15 protein-coding genes and 1 pseudogene are annotated in these 19,392 nt (G+C 71.2%); 5 read left to right on the top strand and 11 right to left on the bottom strand.

Annotation, left to right across the window (positions count from 1 at the left end):
* Positions 1–257: 257 nt before the first annotated feature.
* Positions 258–1,601 carry an amidase gene (locus OG734_RS04850; RefSeq protein WP_330286213.1) on the top strand — a complete coding sequence of 448 codons (1,344 nt, stop codon included), beginning with the start codon at positions 258–260 and terminating at the stop codon, positions 1,599–1,601.
* Positions 1,602–1,649: 48 nt separating this feature from the next.
* Here the strand turns inward: OG734_RS04850 and OG734_RS04855 are convergent, their stop codons facing one another.
* Together OG734_RS04855 and OG734_RS04860 are read right to left on the bottom strand one after the other, a co-directional pair.
* Positions 1,650–2,138, bottom strand: coding sequence for a GNAT family N-acetyltransferase (locus tag OG734_RS04855; protein WP_330293565.1), 489 nt, complete (start codon positions 2,136–2,138; stop codon positions 1,650–1,652).
* Between the two features lie 60 nt (positions 2,139–2,198).
* The gene (locus OG734_RS04860) at positions 2,199–2,372 is read right to left on the bottom strand and encodes a hypothetical protein (protein WP_330286214.1); all 174 of its coding nucleotides are present in this window, start codon (positions 2,370–2,372) and stop codon (positions 2,199–2,201) included.
* A 328-nt stretch (positions 2,373–2,700) separates the two neighbouring features.
* Here OG734_RS04860 and OG734_RS04865 point away from each other — a divergent pair.
* Both OG734_RS04865 and OG734_RS04870 read left to right on the top strand, forming a co-directional pair.
* Positions 2,701–3,128, top strand: a pseudogene (locus OG734_RS04865) (hypothetical protein).
* Between the two features lie 55 nt (positions 3,129–3,183).
* The gene (locus tag OG734_RS04870; RefSeq protein ID WP_330286215.1) at positions 3,184–3,984 is read left to right on the top strand and encodes an SDR family oxidoreductase; all 801 of its coding nucleotides are present in this window, start codon (positions 3,184–3,186) and stop codon (positions 3,982–3,984) included.
* Between the two features lie 85 nt (positions 3,985–4,069).
* Here the strand turns inward: OG734_RS04870 and OG734_RS04875 are convergent, their stop codons facing one another.
* The 6 genes from OG734_RS04875 to OG734_RS04900 all read right to left on the bottom strand — a co-directional run bounded on the left by OG734_RS04875 (position 4,070) and on the right by OG734_RS04900 (position 12,976).
* On the bottom strand, positions 4,070–5,581 hold the full coding sequence (locus tag OG734_RS04875; RefSeq protein ID WP_330286216.1) for an SDR family NAD(P)-dependent oxidoreductase: 1,512 nt from the start codon (positions 5,579–5,581) through the stop codon (positions 4,070–4,072).
* A gap of 115 nt (positions 5,582–5,696) precedes the next feature.
* Positions 5,697–7,043, bottom strand: a complete 1,347-nt coding sequence (locus OG734_RS04880; protein WP_330286217.1) for a wax ester/triacylglycerol synthase family O-acyltransferase — start codon at positions 7,041–7,043, stop codon at positions 5,697–5,699.
* 170 nt (positions 7,044–7,213) lie between these two features.
* Positions 7,214–9,526: a GH92 family glycosyl hydrolase gene (locus tag OG734_RS04885; RefSeq protein WP_330286218.1), complete on the bottom strand. Its 2,313-nt coding sequence runs from the start codon at positions 9,524–9,526 to the stop codon at positions 7,214–7,216.
* A gap of 235 nt (positions 9,527–9,761) precedes the next feature.
* Positions 9,762–10,982, bottom strand: coding sequence for a glucose-1-phosphate adenylyltransferase (gene glgC, locus OG734_RS04890; RefSeq protein ID WP_330286219.1), 1,221 nt, complete (start codon positions 10,980–10,982; stop codon positions 9,762–9,764).
* A 53-nt stretch (positions 10,983–11,035) separates the two neighbouring features.
* Positions 11,036–12,205 carry a glycogen synthase gene (gene glgA, locus OG734_RS04895; protein WP_330286220.1) on the bottom strand — a complete coding sequence of 390 codons (1,170 nt, stop codon included), beginning with the start codon at positions 12,203–12,205 and terminating at the stop codon, positions 11,036–11,038.
* 36 nt (positions 12,206–12,241) lie between these two features.
* Positions 12,242–12,976: a (2Fe-2S)-binding protein gene (locus OG734_RS04900; RefSeq protein ID WP_330286221.1), complete on the bottom strand. Its 735-nt coding sequence runs from the start codon at positions 12,974–12,976 to the stop codon at positions 12,242–12,244.
* A 227-nt stretch (positions 12,977–13,203) separates the two neighbouring features.
* Between OG734_RS04900 and OG734_RS04905 the strand changes: the two genes are divergently transcribed.
* A complete protein-coding gene (locus OG734_RS04905; protein WP_330286222.1) occupies positions 13,204–14,397 on the top strand; it encodes a DMT family transporter in 1,194 nt (397 codons plus the stop codon).
* Here OG734_RS04905 and OG734_RS04910 read toward each other — a convergent pair.
* Complete coding sequence (locus tag OG734_RS04910; RefSeq protein ID WP_330286223.1) at positions 14,387–15,583, bottom strand: transglycosylase family protein; 1,197 nt, start codon at positions 15,581–15,583, stop codon at positions 14,387–14,389. The genes OG734_RS04905 and OG734_RS04910 overlap by 11 nt on opposite strands.
* 329 nt (positions 15,584–15,912) lie before the next feature.
* On the opposite strand from OG734_RS04910, the gene gndA reads away from it, so the two are divergent.
* On the top strand, positions 15,913–17,352 hold the full coding sequence (gene gndA / locus OG734_RS04915) for an NADP-dependent phosphogluconate dehydrogenase (RefSeq protein ID WP_330286224.1): 1,440 nt from the start codon (positions 15,913–15,915) through the stop codon (positions 17,350–17,352).
* Between the two features lie 984 nt (positions 17,353–18,336).
* Here the strand turns inward: gndA and OG734_RS04920 are convergent.
* Both OG734_RS04920 and OG734_RS04925 read right to left on the bottom strand, forming a co-directional pair.
* A complete protein-coding gene (locus OG734_RS04920; protein ID WP_330286225.1) occupies positions 18,337–18,990 on the bottom strand; it encodes an aspartate/glutamate racemase family protein in 654 nt (217 codons plus the stop codon).
* A 25-nt stretch (positions 18,991–19,015) separates the two neighbouring features.
* Complete coding sequence (locus OG734_RS04925) at positions 19,016–19,360, bottom strand: GNAT family N-acetyltransferase (RefSeq protein ID WP_330286226.1); 345 nt, start codon at positions 19,358–19,360, stop codon at positions 19,016–19,018.
* Positions 19,361–19,392 lie beyond the last annotated feature (32 nt).

A 19,392-nucleotide genomic window follows, 5' to 3' on the forward strand; every position in this document is an offset into this window, starting at 1 on the left:
AAGCTCCCATTCATCGGAGGTGTGATGATTGATCGCACCTCAGGCACTGTCAATGGGGTCTGGGATCAGGCGAATTCGGCCAGTGATCGGATGACCAGCGAGTCTGTTATGGGAACCCGATGCCCCGGCGCCAGAAAAGTCCAAGAGACACGGGCCGAATGTCCAAGCTCGACGACACTCGACGCCCCCTGTACTCACGAGTAGCCTCATCGCCTCACGCGTAGCACGATGTGTTGCATCCACCCCGAGGAGCCCCCGTGACCAGCTGGGCAGGCCGTACCGCCACCGAGATCGCCGCCGCCGTACGCGAAAAGCGCGTCACGCCCCGTGAAGTCGTGGCCGAACATCTCGCGCGCATCGAACTGCTGGACGCCCGCGTCGGGGCGTTCCGCCGGCTGCGGGCCCAGGAGGCGCTGGCCGAGGCGGACGAGGTGGCCGACCGTGCCGATCTGGCCGACCTTCCGCTCGCGGGCGTACCCATCGCGGTGAAGGACAACCTGGGGGTGCGCGGCGAGTCGACCCGGCACGGTTCCACCGCGACGCCGGACACCCCCGCCGACCACGACCACGTCACCGTGGCCCGGCTCCGCGCGGCGGGCGCGATCGTCGTCGGGGTCACCAATGTGCCCGAGCTGTGCATCTGGGGCACCACGGAGGGGCCTCTCGGCACGGCCCGCAACCCGTGGGACACCACCCGCACGGCGGGCGGTTCGTCGGGCGGCAGCGCGGCGGCCGTCGGCGCCGGGATGGTGCCGATCGCGCTGGGCAACGACGGCATGGGCTCACTGCGCATTCCCGCCGCCAACTGCGGTGTCGTCACCATCAAGCCGGGGCTCGGGGTCGTCCCGGCGGGCATCGGCAACGGCGACTGGTTCGGCATGTCGGAGAACGGTCCGCTGGCGACGACGGTCGAGGACGCCCGTCTGATGCTGTCGGTCCTCGCGGACACGGAGTTCGTACGGTCGAACGCGCACGGCGGCCGCAAGGTCGCCCTCTCCGTCCGCAGCCCCATCGCCGGCGTCACCATCAGCAGGCCGTTCACGTCCGCCGCGCGCGAGGCCGCCGCGCTGCTGGACAGTGCCGGTCACGAGGTGCGGCCCGCCGACCCGCCGTACCCGCTGTCGATCGGCGTGACCTCGTTCACGCACTGGACGGCGGGCACCGCCCGGGACGCGGAGGGCTTCGACCGGAGCGGGCTGACCCGGCGCACCCGGGTCCACGCGGCCGTCGGGCGCCGGTTCGTCGGCTACGTCGAGCGGGGACAGCACAAGGAACAGCTGCGTCGGCGCCTCGAACCGTTCTTCGCCGAGCACGACGTACTGCTCACCCCGGCACTCGCCCGGCGCTCGCCCAGCGCCGCGGCCTGGCACGAGCGGGGCTGGCTGCGCAACGTCCTCGCCAACACGAACTACTCGCCGATGACGCCCCCGTGGAACCTGACGGGCTGGCCGGCGATGGCCGTACCGTTCGGCACCCTGCCCTCGGGCGCGCCCTGCGCCGTCCAGTTGGTGGGCCGCCCGGGCTCGGAGGCCGTACTCCTCGACGTGGCCCAGCAGTTGGAGGAGCTGCACCCCTGGCAGCGGACGGCTCCACTCGCGTAGCCAACTACCTGGAAGCTGCCGGAAGCTGCCTGGAACCTGGGGAGCCGGTCAGTCGCCGAGGGCCTTGTACATGATGTGCAGGCCCACCCGGCCGTCCCGAGGATGGTCGAACGCGTCCGGCACCGTGCCCAGGATCGTGAAGCCGAGCGAGGTCCACAGCTTGACCGCCGGGTTGGTCTCGACGACGGCGTTGAAGACCATGCCCCGGTAACCGTGGGTCTCGGCCTCGCTCAGGACGTGTTCGGCGAGGGCGCGGCCGATACCACGGCCGCCGCAGTCGGGGGCGACCATGAAGCCGGCGTTGGCGATACGGGCGGCGGGGCCGGCGTAGTTGGGGGTGAGGAAGGCGGAGCCCACGACGGCGCCGGCGCTGTCCTCGGCGACGTACACACGCTTGGGCGGGCTCATCCACAGGGCGCGGGCCGCCGCCTCGGAGGTGTCCGGGTCCCAGGTGTAGGTCTCGGCGGCGGCGACGATGCGGTGCCAGAACGGCCAGATCCGCGACCAGTCGTCGGCCGCGGCTTCCCTGATGATCAGCATGGGCGCGAGTCTGGCACGCCCATGCTGACGACAGTCTCGATGGGGCCTGTCGGTGCGTCAGTCGACGCTGGGCAGGATGTGGGGCTCGGCGAGGTCGTCCTCGTAGCCCGCCAGGCGGATCGGGGCCGACCTGGCCCACACGTCGAGGCTGCCGAGCTGGTCGCTCTTGTCGCCGGGGGTCGCCGTGCGTTCCTCAGGGCCTTGTTCGAGATTCGTCTTCTCCGGTGTCACCGCGCACTCCTTATGTGTCGGGTCACCCTCAGGACATTCGGGACCAGTCTGATGCCGGCCACTCCACATCCACTCGGGTCTGGGTCAAGAACAGTCAGGACGCGGTGGCGCCGGTAACGGACCGTGGGTGTGGGTGGAACCCAGTCGTGCTGCCCGTCCGCACCAGTATTAACCAAATGAGCGGACGCCCGCTCGATGGGGCTGAAAACAAGGGGTAAAGAACTCAAGTCGCTCACTGTTCATTCAGCCATAATATGCGGTTGTTTGTTACCTTGAGTGCGGTTTAGGCGTCACCCGTACGGCCCAATCGACGCACCCACGTGCACCATTGCCGGAACAGGTCCGGCAGTTCAGTTCCCGTTGGCCGGCACGCAAGTCGCCCATGCTCGATCTGCACCAGCGCGCCCTCCAGACGGCCGCCCTGCTGCGCCGAAGTCACCCCGCCGACAAGGAACTTCAGGTGGCGGGCCTGGTCCACGTCATCGGCCGGCTCCTCGCACCCGGCGACTCCACCCGGCACGCCCGGATCGCGGCGGACGCCGTACGGCACCTGCTCGGCGAACGGGTCGCCCGCCTCGCACACGACAGCACGTACGGCACGGACCTGGACCTCACACGGTCGCCGACGCCCTGACCGTACGTCAGGCGGACGAGGCCGGCCGGGTCCCCGGAGTCGACGCAGGCGTCCTGGAGGACTGGCGCACGCTGCCGGGACTGGGCGCGGCGCAGCACTCCCGACTGGGCGCCGTCGACTGAACCCCCGTACGCCCAGGGGCTGTTGGCCGGCGTTCCGTCATGAGACGGTACGCGGATGACGTCGCCGTACGGACTCGACGGGCGGGTCGCCCTGGTCACCGGGGGCACGCGCGGGATCGGGCTGGCCGTCGCCGGGGCGCTGGTGCGGGCGGGGGCTCGGGTGTGCGTGACGGCCCGCGACCCGGACGGGGTGCGGCGGGCCGCCGAGGAGCTCGGCGGGGTCGGGCTGGCGGGCAGTGTCGCCGATCCGGCACATCTGTTGGCGTTGACCGAGTTCACACTCGACGCGTTCGGGCGGCTCGACATCGTTGTGAACAACGCGGCGACCAACCAGCCCTACGGCCCGCTCATGGACGCCGACCCGGACGCGTGGCGCAGGGCGTTCGCCGTGAACGTCGAGGCTCCGCTGCGACTGACCCAGTGCGCGTGGCGGGCGTGGATGCGCGAACACGGCGGCACCGTGGTCAACATCTGCACGGAGGGCGCCGCACATGTCGGACCCAACGTCGGCGCGTACGGCACCAGCAAGGCGGCACTGCTGCACCTGACGCAACAACTCGCGGGCGAGCTGGCCCCGAAGGTACGGGTCAACTCGGTCTCCCCCGGCCTCATCCGCACGGAGATGGCCCGCTTCGTGTGGGAGCACGGCGAGGACGCCATCGCCGCCGGGCTCCCCCTCGACAGGATCGGCGAACCCGAGGACGTCGCCCGCGCGGTGCTGTGGCTGGCATCGGACGCGGCGGAGTGGGTGACGGGGGCCGACCTGCTGGTGGATGGAGGAACGCGGGTACGTCCAGCGCACACGGCAACGCCATACACGGTTCATGACCACTTACGGCGACACGAACCGACCTAGGGGCGCGGGGCTGTGCCGGTATGCGGCTCCCCCGCGTGGGCGCGACCAGCCCCCACCGGCCCGCAGGCGCACCACCAACACCCGCCTACCACTTACCGGGCGCGTAGTCCTTCATGAAGACCCCGTACAGATCCTCCCCCGCCTCACCCCGCACGATCGGGTCGTAGACCCGCGCCGCACCGTCGACAAGGTCGAGAGGGGCATGGAACCCCTCGTCGGCCAGGCGCAGTTTGTCGTAGTGGGGACGTTCGTCGGTGATCCACCCCGTGTCGACCGAGGTCATCAGGATGCCGTCGGCCTCGAACATCTCCTGCGCGCTGGTCCGCGTCACCATGTTCATCGCGGCCTTCGCCGCGTTCGTGTTCGGGTGGCCCGCACCCTTGTACCCGCGCCCGAAGACGCCCTCCATCGCCGAGACGTTGACGACGTACGCACGCTTGCTCACCGCGTCGCGCGCCGCCCCGGCCATCGCCGGCCGCAGCATGCTGATCAGGATGAACGGCGCCGTGTAGTTGCACAGCTGGGTTTCGAGGAGCTCCACCGGGGAGATCTGCTCGATGGTCTGCACCCAGGTGTTGGTGTCGACGACGTCGGGGACGAGACCGCCCGCGTCGATGGCGGTGCCGTCGAGGTGCCGGGCGACGCTGGCGTTGCCCGCGACCAGGGCGAGGTCGGCGACCTTCTGGGCGTCGAGTCCGCTGATGCCGACGGGCAGCGCCGTCAGTCCGTCCACCGCGCCGGAGTTGAAAGCGCCGATGACGTGGTGGGCGGGCAGTTCACCGGCGGGCAGCGGGGCGCTCTCGGCCTCGACCAGCGCGGCGTACGCGGAGGGCAGCCGGCGTACCGTCTGCGTCGCGTTGTTGATCAGGATGTCGAGCCGGCCCTGCTCGGCGATCCGGTCGGCCAGGGCCACGACCTGCGCGGGGTCACGCAGGTCGGTGCCGACGACCTCCAGGCGGTGGAGCCAGTCCCCGGAGTCGTCCATGGCCTTGAAGCGGCGGATGGCGTCCTTCGGGAAGCGCGTGGTGATCGTGGTGTGCGCGCCGTCGCGCAGCAGCCGCAGCGCGATGTACATGCCGATCTTGGCCCGGCCGCCGGTGAGCAGCGCGCGCTTGCCGGTGAGGTCGGTGCGGGCGTCGCGGCGGGAGCGGTTCTCGGCGGCGCAGTTCTGGCAGAGCTGGTGGTAGAAGTAGTCGACCTCGACGTAGCGGGTCTTGCAGGTGTAGCAGGAGCGGGGGCGCTGGAGTATCCCCGCGATCTGCCCTTCCGAGGTCACCGACGACGGCAGGATGCCCTCGGTCTCGTCGTCGATGCGCTGGGCGGAGCCGGTCGCCGTGGACTCGGTGACCGCCTTGTCGTGGGCGGTCTTGGAGGCCCGGCGCTCCTGTCGGCGGCGCTGCTTGACCGTGCGGTAGACACCGGCGGTGGCGCGGCGCACGGCGATGGCGTCGGGGTGGTCGACGTCCAGCTTGTCGAGCTCTTCGAGCACGCTGAGGCAGACGGCCATGCGCTCGGGGTCGATGCCGGGACCATAGGAGACGTCGTCCACGTCGTCCAAGCCGTCCACGGCCGTCGGGCCGTCCTCTGTCACCGTCATCGCGCTGCCGTTCCCTGGGTCGCCTTCGCGGCGCTCAGACGGCGCCCGCTCTCGAACAGGCGATTTTACGGAAGCCCGGGCCCAGTCACCAAACCCGCGACGATCATGAGGCTGCTCAGGGGGTGCAGACGGCGACCAGCGTCTCCACCTCCGCGGACAGCGCAGCGGCGAACCGGTCGAGGTCCGGGACGGCCTCCGCGTCCGCGACGAGCCCGAAGTGGACCTGCCCCCGGTAGGTCGAGATGGCGACCGCCAGCGACTGGCCCTGGGCGAGCGGGGCGAAGGGGTAGACCTCGGTGAGCGGGTTGCCGCCGAGCCTGAGGCCGAGGCTGGGCAGCGGCACGCTGGTGACGAGGATATCGAACCAGAGCCGGGCTGCCTGCTTGACCAGCCGTCCGCCGAGCCGGTGCCCGAGCGCCGGCACATGGTCGGCGAGCAGCGCGATCGCACCCGCGCCCCGCTCGGGCCCCGCGTCCTTGCGGCGGTCCATGACCATGCGTACGGCGTCGAGGCGCCCCAGCGGGTCGGGATCGTCGACGGGCAGCCGCATCAGGTACCCGGAGAGCCGGTTGCCCTGCGGATGCGCGGTGCGCGGACGCCTCTTCGAGACGGGGATCAGCGCACGCGGCGCGACTCCTTCGCTCCCGTCGCCGCGCTCGTCGAGCCAGCGCCGCAGGGCTCCCGCGACGACGGCGATGAGTACGTCGTTGACGGTACCGCCGGCTGTCTTGCGGACCCGGTGGACGTCGTCGAGGTCGAGGACGACGCCGGCCGTGCGGCGGGTGCCCGTGGGCTCGGCGACGAGCGCGGCCGACGAGCGCGGGTTCAGGTTGTCCAGGCCGGAGAGGGCTACGGAGGCTCCGATGTCGAGGGCCCGGCCGACGTCGGAGAGGACGCCGCGTACCAGCTCGGGCAGCTTGCGCACGTCGGGGAGGAGTCCCCCGGCCGGCTGTTCGGGGCGCGGACGCGGCTCGGGCAGGTCGAGGGGGTCCATGACGCCGGCGGCGAGGGTCAGTGCGCGCAGGCCGTCGGCCAGGGCGTGGTGGAACTTGAAGAGCACGGCGAAGGAGGTGCCGTCCTCGGCGGGCAGCACGTGGGCTTCCCAGGGCGGCCGGCCGCGCTCCAGGGAGCGTTCCATGAGCCGTCCGGCCTCGGCGTGGAAGTCGGAGGTCGGGGTGTGCAGCCGGACGTGGTCGAGCGGGTCGAAGTCCGGCGCGGTCTCGCGGGTGGCGCCCCCGAAGGCCAGCGGGAGCAGGGGCTGCCAGACGTCCCGGATGCGCATACGCAGTCCGGGTACGGCGGGGGCGCGGGCGGCGAGGAGGTCGGCCGCGTGGGCTCCGGCGGTGGGCGAGGAGGACGAGAAGACACCGAGTGCGCCCAGATGCATGGGGTGCAGATCGGAATCCATGTTCCAGAACGCGAGGTCGAGGGGGGCGAGCAGGTCCGAGGTCTGAGAAGTCAAGGGGATCACTCTCGCGTCGACGACGGGTGAGCCAGCAGTCAATCGCCTGCGGGCAATTACGGTCAAGTACGATCAAGCTACGCATAGTTAACAATGGATTAAGTCCCGCCGGGTTGTGGGCAGCGGGACTCGTATGCCAAATGGGGGTCCGCTTCAGAGCATGCGTCGCTTCACTGCAGTGCGGGTGGGGCCGCATCCGCGCCCGTCCCCCACCCGGACGGCTCCACACCGACCGTGAAGTCCAGCGAGCGCGCGCCTCGCAGCATCCCGCTCGTGACATACGTAGGGCCGTACGACGCGCCGTCGACACTCACCGACTGGACATACCGACGGTTGTTCGACGTACCCGGTGCGGTCACCGTCAAGGCGCCGAGCGGGTAGTAGCGGGGGTCGAGGGTCAGGTCGACCCGGTCGAAGACCGGAGTGGACAGGCCCCAGGTGTCGTAGCCGGGCTGTACCGGGAAGATCCCGATCGCGGAGAGGACGTGCCAGGCGGACATCGTGCCCATGTCGTCGTTGCCGGTCATACCGGTGGGACCGTCCGTGTAGAGGGTCAGCGCGGCGTGCACGACCTCGGTCGTCTTCCAGGGCTGTCCGGTGGAGAGGTAGGTGTAGGGGGCGGTGAGGTCGACCTCGTTCTGCGGGTTGTACTTGTCGGCGTTGTAGTAGGCGTACGGGCCGTTCACCCACACTTCGCGGGCCGTCCCGGCCGGGTCCGCCTTCATCCGGTCGTACGCGAAGAAGGCGTCGAGCCGGTCGTTGGCCGCCTGTCTGCCGCCGAGCAGGTCCACCAGTCCCGGCAGGTCCTGTGGGACCAGCCACTGGTACTGCCAGGCCGTGCCCTCGTGGAACCCCTCACCCTTGGCCGGATCGGGGTCGCCCGCGAAGGCTCCCGAGCCGTCCCGGGGCCGGAAGAAACCGGTCCCGGGATCGAAGACGTCGCGGTAGCTCTGCGCCCGGTCCGCATAACGGGCGGCGTCGGCCTCGTGGCCGAGCTCGCGTGCCATCTGCGCCAGCATCGCGTCGGACAGGGCGTACTCGAGGGTGACGGAGGCGCCCCAGTGGTAGTCCGAGTCGCCGAGCTTGGTGCGCGGGCGGCCCTTGAGGTAGGGCGCGAAGCCGTTCTCGATGTACTCACGGTTGGCCTCGCGCCCCAGCATGGGCAGGGCGGCGGGCGGCACGCCGTCGGCGTTCTTCCTCAGGGCGCGGTACGCCCGCTCCTCGTGGCCGTGCAGCAATCCCTGCTGGTAGGCGTGGGTGAGGAACGGGGTGACCGGGTCGCCGGTCATGATGTTGGTCTCGACAGTGCCGTAGCCCCACTTGGGCAGCCAGCCGCCCTCCTCGTCGATCTTCAGCACGGAGAGCGCCATGTCCCGGGCCTCGCGGGGCGCGAGCAGCGAAAGGAGCTGCGCCTGCGTGCGGTAGGTGTCCCACAGGGACCAGTTCTGGTAGTACGTGAAGTCCCGCGCACCGTGGATCTTCAGGTCCCAGCCGGTGTAGCGGCCGTCGGCGTCGCTGCCGGTGTTGGGGGCGAGGAAGCTGCGGTAGAGGGACGAGTAGAACGTCCGCCGGAGTGTGTCCGAGCCGCCCGTCACGCCGACGGCGTCGAGGCGCGCCTCCCAGGCGCCCCGGGCCTCCTCCCGCACCTCATCGAACATACGTCCGCCCTCGGCACGCAGGTTGCCGGCCGCGCCGTCCGCATCGACGTACGACAGGGCGGTGGTCGCCTCGACGGTGCGGTCCCCGTCCGTCGTGTCGAAGCGGACGTAGGCGCCGTCGCCCCCGGTCCGGGAGCCGCCGGTGACCGTCGTGCCGTCCCAGGTGCCGTACGCGGTGAATGGCCTGTCGAAGCGGGTGATGGTGTGGACGGTGTACGGCTTGGTGCCCCGGCAGAACCCGGAGCCGGTGATCGTCGTGCGCACGGTCCGGTCGTCGAGGATCTCGACCCGGTTCGCCACCTTCGTGTGCAGCGACTGGCCCGCGTTGAGCAGCACGTTGGCCTTGCTGGTCGCCGGGAAGGTGTAGCGCTGGACGCCGGTGCGGGTGGTCGCCGTCAGCTCGGCCTCGATGCCCGACTTCAGGCCCACCTTGTAGTAGCCGGGGCCGGCCAGTTCGCCGTCGTGGCCGAACTCGGCGGCGTAGGAGGCGTAGTCGGTGCTCGTGATGTCGCCGGTCGTGGGCAGCACCGGCAGGTCGCCGCCGATGCGGCAGCCGACGCCGGAGAGGTGGACGAGGGAGAAGCCCCGGATGCGGGTCTGGGAGTAGCGGTAGCCGGTCTTGTGCCCGGTGTCGGGCGAGAGCTGCACCATGCCGAAGGGCACGGTCGCGCCGGGGAAGGTGTTGCCCTCGTTCTCCGTGCCGATGAACGGGTTGACCAGGTCGGTGAGCCGCTCGTCACGGGCATGGGCGGCCGGGGCAGCGAGCGCACCCGCGAACAGTGCGGCGGCCGTCACCACCCCCGCGGTGCGCAGCGTCCGTCTCACAGGGAGTCCTCCGTAGGCTCGGGCCGGATGGCGGGGCGGCCCGAGGGAGTCACCCAGGTCCGTCTTCCGGATCCGTTCCTCGCCGGACGCCCCGATCCGCGCCGCACCCGGCACGGTCACCTCGCGGCCGTACGGCAACAGCCCGTTCGGCTCACTCGCCGGAGCCCGGACACGCCGACGGCCCCGGTGAGCACGGGCTCACCGAGGCCGTCGGCGGCGGCATGGGTGTATCTGCCTACGACACGTGCTGGCCCTTCCCGAGGCCGATCACACCGCCCTTGGAGACGGTGTACAGGTCGGCGTCCCGCTCCGGGTTGACGCCGATCGTCGCGCCCGGCGGGACCTCGACGTTCTTGTCCAGGACGGCCCCGCGCACGATCGCGCCCCGCCCGATGCGCACGTTGTCGTGCAGGATCGACCCCTGCACGACCGCACCCGGATCGACCCGGACGCCGGGCGAGAGCACCGAGCGCGTCACCTGGCCCCGGATCAGGCACCCGGCGCTGATGATCGACTCGCTGGCGATGCCACCGGAGTTGAAGCGGGCGGGCGACAGCTGGCCGGAGTGCGTGTAGACGGGCCAGCTGCGGTTGTAGAGGTTGAAGGCGGGGCGTTCGGCGATCAGGTCCATATGGGCGTCGTAGTACGCGTCGAGCGTGCCGACATCCCGCCAGTAGCCCTGGTCGCGGGTGGTCTCGCCGGGGACGTGGTTCTCGCTGAAGTCGTACAGCTGGGCCTCGCCCCGGTCGGTGAGCGCGGGCAGTATCGAACCGCCCATGTCGTGCACGGAGTCACCGTCCTCGGCATCCCGTTGCAGAGCCTCTATCAGCGCCTTCGTGGTGAAGATGTAGTTGCCCATAGAGGCGAACACGCACCCGGGGTCGTCCGGCAGGCCGGGTGGGTCCGCGGGCTTCTCCAAAAAGCCCTGCACGGTCTGGCCGTCCGAGCCGGGACTGATCACGCCGAAGGACGACGACTCGGCGCGCGGCACCCGTATACCCGCGACCGTGACCCCCGCGCCGCTCTCGATGTGCTGGTTGAGCATCTGCCGGGGGTCCATGCGGTAGACGTGGTCGGCGCCGAACACCGCGACGTAGTCGGGCTGTTCGTCATGCACGAGGTTGAGGGACTGGAGGATGGCGTCGGCGCTGCCCAGGTACCAGCGCGGGCCGAGGCGCTGCTGGGCGGGGACCGGCGTGACGTAGTTGCCGAGCAGACTGGACATCCGCCAGGTGGTGGTGATGTGCCGGTCCAGCGAGTGCGACTTGTACTGCGTGAGCACGCAGATGCGCATGATGTCACCGTTGACGAGGTTGGACAGGACGAAGTCGACCAGGCGATACGTTCCGCCAAAGGTCACCGCTGGTTTCGCCCGGTCCGCGGTCAGGGGCATCAGGCGTTTGCCCTCTCCGCCCGCCAGTACGATCCCGAGCACAGAAGGCCCACCACGACGCATCGTCGCTCCCCTCACCGTGGTTGTGCACGATGCTTTCCCGTACGCCGGTCGGGCTAAGCCTGTTGACCTTGTTTGAGGATCTCTTCATAGAGTCTTACCGTCCGCCGGGCCACCGCGTCCCAGCCGAACTCCCCCACCGCACGCTCCCGTCCGGCCTCCCCCATGCGCCGCGCCGCCTCCGGATCACCGAGCACGGAGTCCAGGGCCCGTGCGAGGTCCGCCTCGAACGCCCCCAGGTCCTCGCCCAGGGACACGAGTACGCCGGTCTTCCCGTCCTCGACGACCTCGGGAATGCCGCCGACCCGCGAGGCCACGACGGGAGTTCCGCAGGCCATCGCCTCCAGATTGACGATGCCAAGCGGCTCGTACACCGAAGGGCAGACGAACACGGCCGCGTGGGTGAGGAGTTGGATGACGTCCGGGCGCGGCAGCATCTGCGGGATCCAGAAGACGCCCTCGCGTACGGCGCTCAGTTCCTGGAAGAGTTCACGGAACTCCCGGTCGATCTCCGGGGTGTCCGGGGCACCCGCGCACAGCACGACCTGGGCCGCCGGGTCGATGTCCCGTACCGCGCGCAGCAGATGGGGCACGCCCTTCTGGCGGGTGATGCGGCCGACGAACAGGACGTAGGGGCGAGTTGGGTCGACGCCGATCCGGGTGAGGGCGTCCGTGCCGTGGTCGGGCTGGTAGAGGGTGGTGTCGATGCCGTTGTGCACGACATGGACGGTGGCCGGGTCGAGGGCCGGGTAACAGGCGAGGATGTCCTCGCGCATGGCCCCGGACACGGCGATCACGGCGTCGGCGGCCTCGATCGCGGTGCGCTCGGCCCAGCTCGACAGGGCGTACCCGCCGCCGAGTTGCTCGGCCTTCCAGGGGCGCAGGGGCTCCAGGGAGTGCGCGGTCATCACGTGCGGGACGCCGTACAGGAGCTTGGCGAAGTGGCCGGCGAGGTTGGCGTACCAGGTGTGGGAGTGGACGAGTTCGCGGCCTTCGAGGGCGGCGGCGATGGACAGGTCCGTGGAGAAGGTGCGCAGCGCGTCGTTGCTCCCGTCGAGCGCCGGCCAGGACCGGTGCCGGATGACGCCGACTCCGCGGCCCTCGCCCCAGCAGTGCACCTCCAGGTCGGTGAGGGCGCCCAACTCCCGGGCGAGGAACTCGACATGGACACCCGCGCCGCCGTACACATCCGGCGGATACTCCCGGGTCAACAGGCCCACACGCACCCAGAACCCCCTTCTCAGCGGCTGGTTCCCACATGGTCACCCAGATACGGCGCCCGGGGAAGACCACGGGTTCCTAGTGAAGCAGCAGTCGCCGCAGAGCCCGCCGCCGGGCACCCGGTAGTAGAGGCAGCAGCTGCGTCGCCGGAAGGAGCCGCCGGTGAGGGTGCCGGTCGGGGCGAGGCGGGGGTGGGTGAACAGTTCCGCGGCGAGGGCGAGGGCGCGGGTGCCGGCATCCGTGCCCGCGCCGCGTGCCCAGCGCTCGACCTCGCGGGCCGCGCCGGCCAGCGCAGAGCCCGCGTTGCCCCACAGCAGGCCCTCCGCGACCCCGTACCGGGCGTGCAGGGCCGCGTTGAGGGGTTCCAGATGCCCTCGTACGACGAGGTCCGCGACCGTCGCCGCGTCGGCCGCGCGGGAGTGTACTTCCAACAGCCACAGGTCGTCGGGGGCGCTCGCGGCGGCGTCCCAGTGGAGCAGTCGAGGGTCGAGATCGGGGACGCTGCCGTACAGGACGGCGCAGCCGAGGGCGACGGACCACAGCCGGGCCGCGAGCGCCTGTTGGGCGATCGACGCGGAAACCCGCAGCTCAGAGGTGTGGATACGATCTGCGACCAAATGGACACGGAAAGTTATGGAATCCGCGTAAACATCCTCGGTGCGATGTGCGTACGCCTGCGCGAGTGTCGGCGGCGGATCGGCGGGGGCTCCGGCCGTGCGTAGTACGAAGAAGCCGCCGAGCGGTCGCAGTGCCGCGAGATCGGGGTCGAGGTCCACGAGAGGAAGTAGTACCAGGTCGGACAGTGGCTGAGAGCAGCAGCGCCCTCCCCGCGTCACCCACCCTGGGGAGGACCTGGGACCCGGCGTACTCCATCGGCAGTAGGACCCAATGAATGCTCTGGTACGACGCGGTGGCGTGCGCGAGGGGGGATCGTAGTGACTATGGAAGCCGACCGTTCGCCGCGCCGGGCCCCTGGCCCGCGCCGCACGCAGAGGAGTTGCTCATGAGCGCCCTCGCGTTGTCCATCCTGCTGTCGCTCGTCTCCGCTGTCGCCTACGCGGGCGGAGCGATCGTGCAGGAGCGTGTCGCGGACTCCGAACACGGCGCGTCCTACGCTCCGATGCGCAGGCCGGTCTGGTGGGCCGCCGTGGCTCTGAACGGCTTCGGCGGAGTGCTGCACGTGGTGGCGCTGGCGTACGGGCCGCTGAGCGTCGTCCAGCCGATGGGCGCCCTGACCATCGTGTTCGCGCTGCCGATGGCGGCTCTGTTCGTGCGCCGCAAGGCCGGGGCGACCGCCTGGCGGGGCGCGATCATGGCGACGGTGGGACTCGCGGGTCTGCTGTCCCTGGTCGGCACGTCCGAGGCGCAGTCCCTGGGCACCACCGAGCGGGTGTTGCTGGCCGTGGTCAGCGGCTCCGTGGTGGTGACACTGATGGTGGCGGGCCGCGCGGCGCACCGGCACCCGGCGGTGCGCAGCACGCTGCTCGCGGTCGCGTCCGGTATCGCCTTCGGAATGTCGTCGGTGTTCACGAAGGTGGTCGCCGTGGACTGGACCGGCGGCCTCACGGCCGCGGATCTGCCCACGCTGGCCCTGATCGCCGTGCTCGGTGCCTCCGGTCTGCTGCTCTCGCAGGCGGCCTACCGGGGCGGCGGCCTCGCGGCACCGCTGGCGACGCTGACGGTCGTGAACCCGGTGGTGGCGGCGGCGGTCGGCATCACGATGTTCGGCGAAACGTTCCGGTACGGCACCACGGGCACCATCCTCGCGCTGAGCTGCGGCGTGGTCGCGGCGGGCGGCCTGATCCTCCTCACCACGGAGCGGCTGCAGCACGCCACGCACACGGACGCGCCGCCCTCTGCGTTTCCTTCCCCTGCTTCCACTGCTTCGGCACCCTCGGTACCGGAACAGGCCGAGGCCGGACACGAGAAGGCGGCGGCGGTGAGCGAGGTGAGCGAGGAGTCCCCCGGGCCGGTCGTGGCCGAGGCGCTGTCGGCCGGTCTCCCGACGCTCGCGGACCTCCCCCCGCAGTCCGGTCCCGCCGCCCACGAGGACGACCTGCTACCGGCCGCGCCCCCGGCGTCCGCGCAGGACGCGCCCGCCCAGGTGCCCATCCGCTGCGGGGCGTTCTACGGCATCCCCTACGTGCCGATCCCGGCACCCGATCGGGGCCGGCACCGCACGCGGGTCAAATCCTGACGCCGCCGGCCCTGAGATAGGCCACCGGATCGATGTCGCTACCGAAGCCGGGCCCCGTCCGCACCTCGAAGTGCAGATGCGGGCCCGTGCTGTTGCCCGTGGAGCCGGAGCGCCCGATGCGCTGCCCGACCGACACCGACCCGCCCGCCTTCACGGAGATCGCGGACAGATGCGCGTACTGCGAGTAGCGCCCGTCGGCGTGCCGGATCACCACCTGGTAGCCGAACGACCCGCCCCAGCCCGCGTCGACGACCTCGCCCGCCGCGACCGCCTTCACGGAGGTCCCGGTGGGCACCGGGAAGTCGACGCCCGTGTGGTAGCCCTTCGACCAGGAGGAACCCGCCTTGTGGTACGGCGTCCCGGTCGCGGCGCCGACGGGCGCGGCGAGCGTGGTGGTGGTCGTGGGGGCCTTCGGCGCGGCCTTCTCAGCCGGGCGGGAAGGGGCCTTCGGCGCGGGGGGCTTCTGAGCCGGGCGCGAAGGGGCTTTCTCCGTCCTGGACTTGCGCGCGGGCTCGGCAGTGGCGGGCGCGTGGGGTGCGGCCTTCGTACGGAGGTCGAGTCGCTGGCCGGGGACGATCAGGTCGGGATCGGCGCCTACCGTCGTGCGGTTTGCGGCGTACAGACCCCGCCAGCCGCCCCGGACGTTCCGGTCGTCCGCGATGCCGGAGAGCGTGTCGCCGTGCACGACGGTGTACATCTCGGCGGTGCCCGCCCGGGACTGGGGCGTGGTCTGCGGCTTCACGTCACGAACGGTCCGCTGGGACTTCCGTTCGGAGCCGCCCGAGGGCCTGATGTCCGGGGTGTCACCACCGCGCGTGAGACCGGCGCGGACCGAGCAGGCGGGCCAGGCGCCGGGGCCCTGCCCCTTGAGCACCTTCTCGGCCACGGCTATCTGCTGGTCCTGGGTGGCCAGATCCGCGCGTCCCGCGTAGACCGTGCCGCCGTACGCCTCCCAGGTGGACTGGCTGAACTGGAGCCCGCCGTAATACCCGTTGCCGGTGTTGGTATTCCAGTCGTTCGTGGACTCACAGGCGGCGACCTTGTTCCAGGTCGCCACGTCCGCCGCGTCCGCCGCTCCGGCACCGACGAACGGGAGCGCGATGCCTGCGCTGCCCGCGGTCACGGTGAGAGAGGCTCGGTTGATCCGGTTCGGCTGGTACCGGCGGTGCTTGCCGCGTACGGCCATGGAAGAGCCCCCCTCAGCTATGCCAGGAGCCGCAAAAGTAGATGCTGCTAACAGGCCATGACAAGACGGCAAATCAGCCTCGTTGCGGCCGAAGCACATCTGAGGGGATATCGAAGTGGCAGGGAATACGGGCCGGTTGCGCGAATGCTGAGGCAGGTGGGGGTGCTGGTGCGTATCTGCGTACGCAGGAACGGCGGACCCGGATATGCGGTCGGCGTACCGGCACGTCAGGATGGCCCGAAGGGCAATACTGGCGAGCACGAACGGCACCACCGTTTCCAGGACCCACCGGCACCACCGTTTTCCAGGACCCACTAGGAGCCATCCGCATGAGCAACTCAGCCCAGATCGGCGTCACAGGACTAGCGGTGATGGGCCGCAACCTCGCCCGCAACTTCGCGCGCAACGGCTACACGGTCGCGCTGCACAACCGGACGGCGGCGCGCACGCACGCTCTGGTCGAGGAGTTCGGAACCGAGGGCGACTTCATCGCGGCCGACACCGCCAAGGAGTTCGTGGCCGCGCTGGAACGGCCGCGCCGCCTGGTCGTCATGGTGAAGGCCGGTGAGCCGACCGACGCGGTGATCCAGGAGTTCGCCCCGCTCCTGGAGCCCGGCGACATGATCATCGACGGCGGCAACGCGCACTTCGCGGACACCCGGCGCCGGGAGCGCGACCTGCGTGAGCAGGGCATCCACTTCGTCGGCATGGGCGTCTCCGGCGGCGAGGAGGGCGCGCTGCTCGGCCCGAGCATCATGCCCGGCGGCCCGGTCGAGTCGTACGACTCGCTCGGTCCGATGCTGGAGAAGATCTCCGCGAAGGCGGCGGACGGCACCCCCTGTGTGTCGCACGTGGGTGCGGACGGCGCCGGGCACTTCGTGAAGATGGTCCACAACGGCATCGAGTACGCCGACATGCAGCTGATCGGCGAGGCGTACCAGCTGCTGCGCGATGTCGCCGGGTACTCCCCCGCGCAGATCGCCGACATCTTCCGCACCTGGAACACCGGCCGTCTCGACTCCTACCTGATCGAGATCACCGCCGAGGTGCTGTCGCACGTGGACGCGGCGACGGGCAAGCCGTTCGTGGACGTGGTGGTGGACCAGGCCGAGCAGAAGGGCACCGGCCGCTGGACCGTGCAGATCGCCCTCGACCTGGGCGTGCCGGTGTCGGGCATCGCCGAGGCGGTCTTCGCCCGCTCGCTGTCCGGCCACGCGGCGCTGCGTGAGGCGTCGCGCGGGCTGGCCGGCCCGAAGGCGACCCCGCTGAGCGAGTCGGAGGCCGCGGCCTTCGCCGACCGTGTCGAGCAGGCGCTGTACGCGTCGAAGATCGTGTCGTACACGCAGGGCTTCCACGAGATCGCGGCGGGCGGCGCCGAGTACGACTGGAACATCGACCTGGGTGCCGTCTCCGCCCTGTGGCGTGGCGGCTGCATCATCCGGGCGGCCTTCCTGGACCGTATCCGCGCCGCGTACGACACGCGGGCGGACCTGCCGAGCCTGCTCTCCGACGACACGTTCGCTCAGGAGATCGCGGCGGCACAGGACGACTGGCGCGAGGTGCTGGTCGCGGCAACCCGTCAGGGTGTCCCGACTCCGGGCTTCGCCGCGGCCCTCGCGTACTACGACGCGCTGCGCGCAGAACGCCTGCCGGCCGCGCTGACCCAGGGCCAGCGCGACTTCTTCGGCGCGCACACCTACCGCCGCACGGACCGCGAGGGCGCGTTCCACACGCTGTGGGGCGGCGACCGGTCCGAGGTCACCGGCTGAAAATCGCCACCGACGGCGGTACGGCATGACAGTGGGCGGTCGGGTTTCCCCGGCCGCCCACTTGGCATTCCTGCCTCGCCTCCGTCTCAGGACAGCGGCGGGCCCGGTGCGGGGTCGGGAGACCGGCTCTCCACCGGCGGACAGCGTGGATGGTGGGCGGCCGGGGTCTCCCTGGCCGCCATCTGGCATTCCTCCCCCGCGTCAGGACAGCGGCGGACCCGGTTCCGGGTCGGGTGACCGGCTCTTCACCGGCGAACAGCGTGGATGGTGGGCGGCCGGGGTCTCCCGGCCGCCCACCTGGCGTTCCTGCTCCGCCTCCGCTTCAGGACAGCGGCGGACCCGGCTCCGGGTCGGGCGTCGGCTCAGGGCCCGGTGGCTGCGGGATGGGCGAGGGGGCGGGATCCGGGGGCGGGACCGGAGTCGGTCCCGGGGGTTCCGGATCGGGGCCCGGCGGGGGACCGGGAGTCGGGTCCGGGAAGGGGCCGGGGGTGGGGCCCGGCGGTACGGGGCGGGGATACGGGTCCGGTTGCGTCACGGTGTCCTCCAGCCAGTGGGTACGTCGGCTCTGGACTCATTCCCCGCGTACCCGGCGCACGCGCCGCCACTCACTCCGTCGCGCTACGCGCGCGGGAGGCCTGTCCGGCGGATCAGGTCGGTGGAAAGCAGCGGCGCCTCATCAGCGCACGTGAGCGGGGCGAGGCGCGTCCGACGGCAAGGCGGAGCAAGGCGGCCGAGGCTGGCCATCAGCCGCTCCGCGGAGGGCGAACGGAGCGATGGACCCTGGGTGAGCCCCGGTCACCCGGCCTCGGCGGCCCGTGCCGCCGCCAGGCCTGACCTGGGACTGGGACTGGACAAGCGCCGGCACCGCCATCGCCAGCCGCGCCTCGTCAGGCGACGCGCAGCGACGGGGACTCATCCAGGAGAGGGCGCGCCCTGCCCCACGTCCCTGGCACGATCCGCCGGACAGGCCCTGGGTAACCACGGTCACCCGGACTCGGCGGCCCGTGCCGCCGCCGCGCCCGCCGCCAGGCCTGGACGGGGGCTGGACAGCACCGGCACCGGGGTCGTCGTCAGCAGCTGCGCCGGGGTCATGGAGGCCTGGGCGAGGATGATCGCGTCGGCGCTGTCGCCGGGGACCGAGTCCACCGCGTCGGCCACGGAACGTACGTAGCCCTGCGTGTCGCCGGCCTGGAAGAGGGCCCAGGCGCCGTCCACCAACAGTCTCCGTACGTCGGCGGGGAGTCCGGCGCGCCGTGCTTCCTCCTCGACGAGGGCCACCGTGGGCCCGAACGTGCTCTCCGAGGTCGCGACGACGACCACCCTCGGGCCGATGGCCACCGCGGCGGCGGCCATCGGACGGTCGACCCGCAACATGGGCACCCCGACCGCCTCGGCGGCCGCCTCCGCGACACCGCCGATGGAGGAGCAGGTGCAGAGCACGGCAACGGCGCCTTCGGCGACGGCCTGCTCCAGGACGGCCCGGACGTCACCGGCCACGGCGTCGGGCCCGTCGGCCCGGGCCCTGGTCAGCAGGTCCTCGTGGACGAAGTGGGCGAGTTCCAGGCCCTGGTGGTCTGCGTCGCGCAGGGCGTCGAACACCGGGACGTGGAGGGGCGAGGTGTGCAGAAGGGCGAGCACGGTGAGCAGGGTCCCTTGTCTGACGTCAGAAGCGGTCGGGGTGCGCCGCGAGCCACTCCTTGGCGGCCCGGAGCAGATCGGGGTCCGCCGCCGGGGCCTCTGCCGGGTGACGCTCGGCCCACTTCACGACGTACGGGCACAGCGGCGCCACGACGATGCCCTCGCGGGCGGCCATGAGGTACAGCTCGCGGGCCAGTGAGCCCGCGATGCCCTTCCCCTCGTGCGCCGGCTCGACGATCGTGTGGACGGGGACCAGCGCGCGCCCGCGCGCAGCCAGCACAAAGTACGCGATGTGGCCCACGACTTCCCCCGCCGCCACCGCCTCCAGGCGGCCTGCCGGTCGGTCGTCGCGGATCTCGATGTCGCTCATGGACACACTCCTCATCAGGTCCTCGGGTCGCC

It is taken from the genome of Streptomyces sp. NBC_00576 (genome assembly GCF_036345175.1).
Taxonomy (GTDB): Bacteria; Actinomycetota; Actinomycetes; order Streptomycetales; family Streptomycetaceae; genus Streptomyces.

What these genes read in the sequence shown, in the direction of transcription:
- OG734_RS04905 (WP_330286222.1), top strand. Translation starts at nt 13,204, where the DNA reads ATGAGCGCCCTCGCGTTGTCCATCCTGCTGTCGCTCGTCTCCGCTGTC.
- OG734_RS04875 (WP_330286216.1), bottom strand. Translation starts at nt 5,581, where the DNA reads ATGACGGTGACAGAGGACGGCCCGACGGCCGTGGACGGCTTGGACGAC.
- OG734_RS04925 (WP_330286226.1), bottom strand. Translation starts at nt 19,360, where the DNA reads ATGAGCGACATCGAGATCCGCGACGACCGACCGGCAGGCCGCCTGGAG.
- gndA (WP_330286224.1), top strand. Translation starts at nt 15,913, where the DNA reads ATGAGCAACTCAGCCCAGATCGGCGTCACAGGACTAGCGGTGATGGGC.
- glgC (WP_330286219.1), bottom strand. Translation starts at nt 10,982, where the DNA reads ATGCGTCGTGGTGGGCCTTCTGTGCTCGGGATCGTACTGGCGGGCGGA.
- OG734_RS04870 (WP_330286215.1), top strand. Translation starts at nt 3,184, where the DNA reads ATGACGTCGCCGTACGGACTCGACGGGCGGGTCGCCCTGGTCACCGGG.
- OG734_RS04910 (WP_330286223.1), bottom strand. Translation starts at nt 15,583, where the DNA reads ATGGCCGTACGCGGCAAGCACCGCCGGTACCAGCCGAACCGGATCAAC.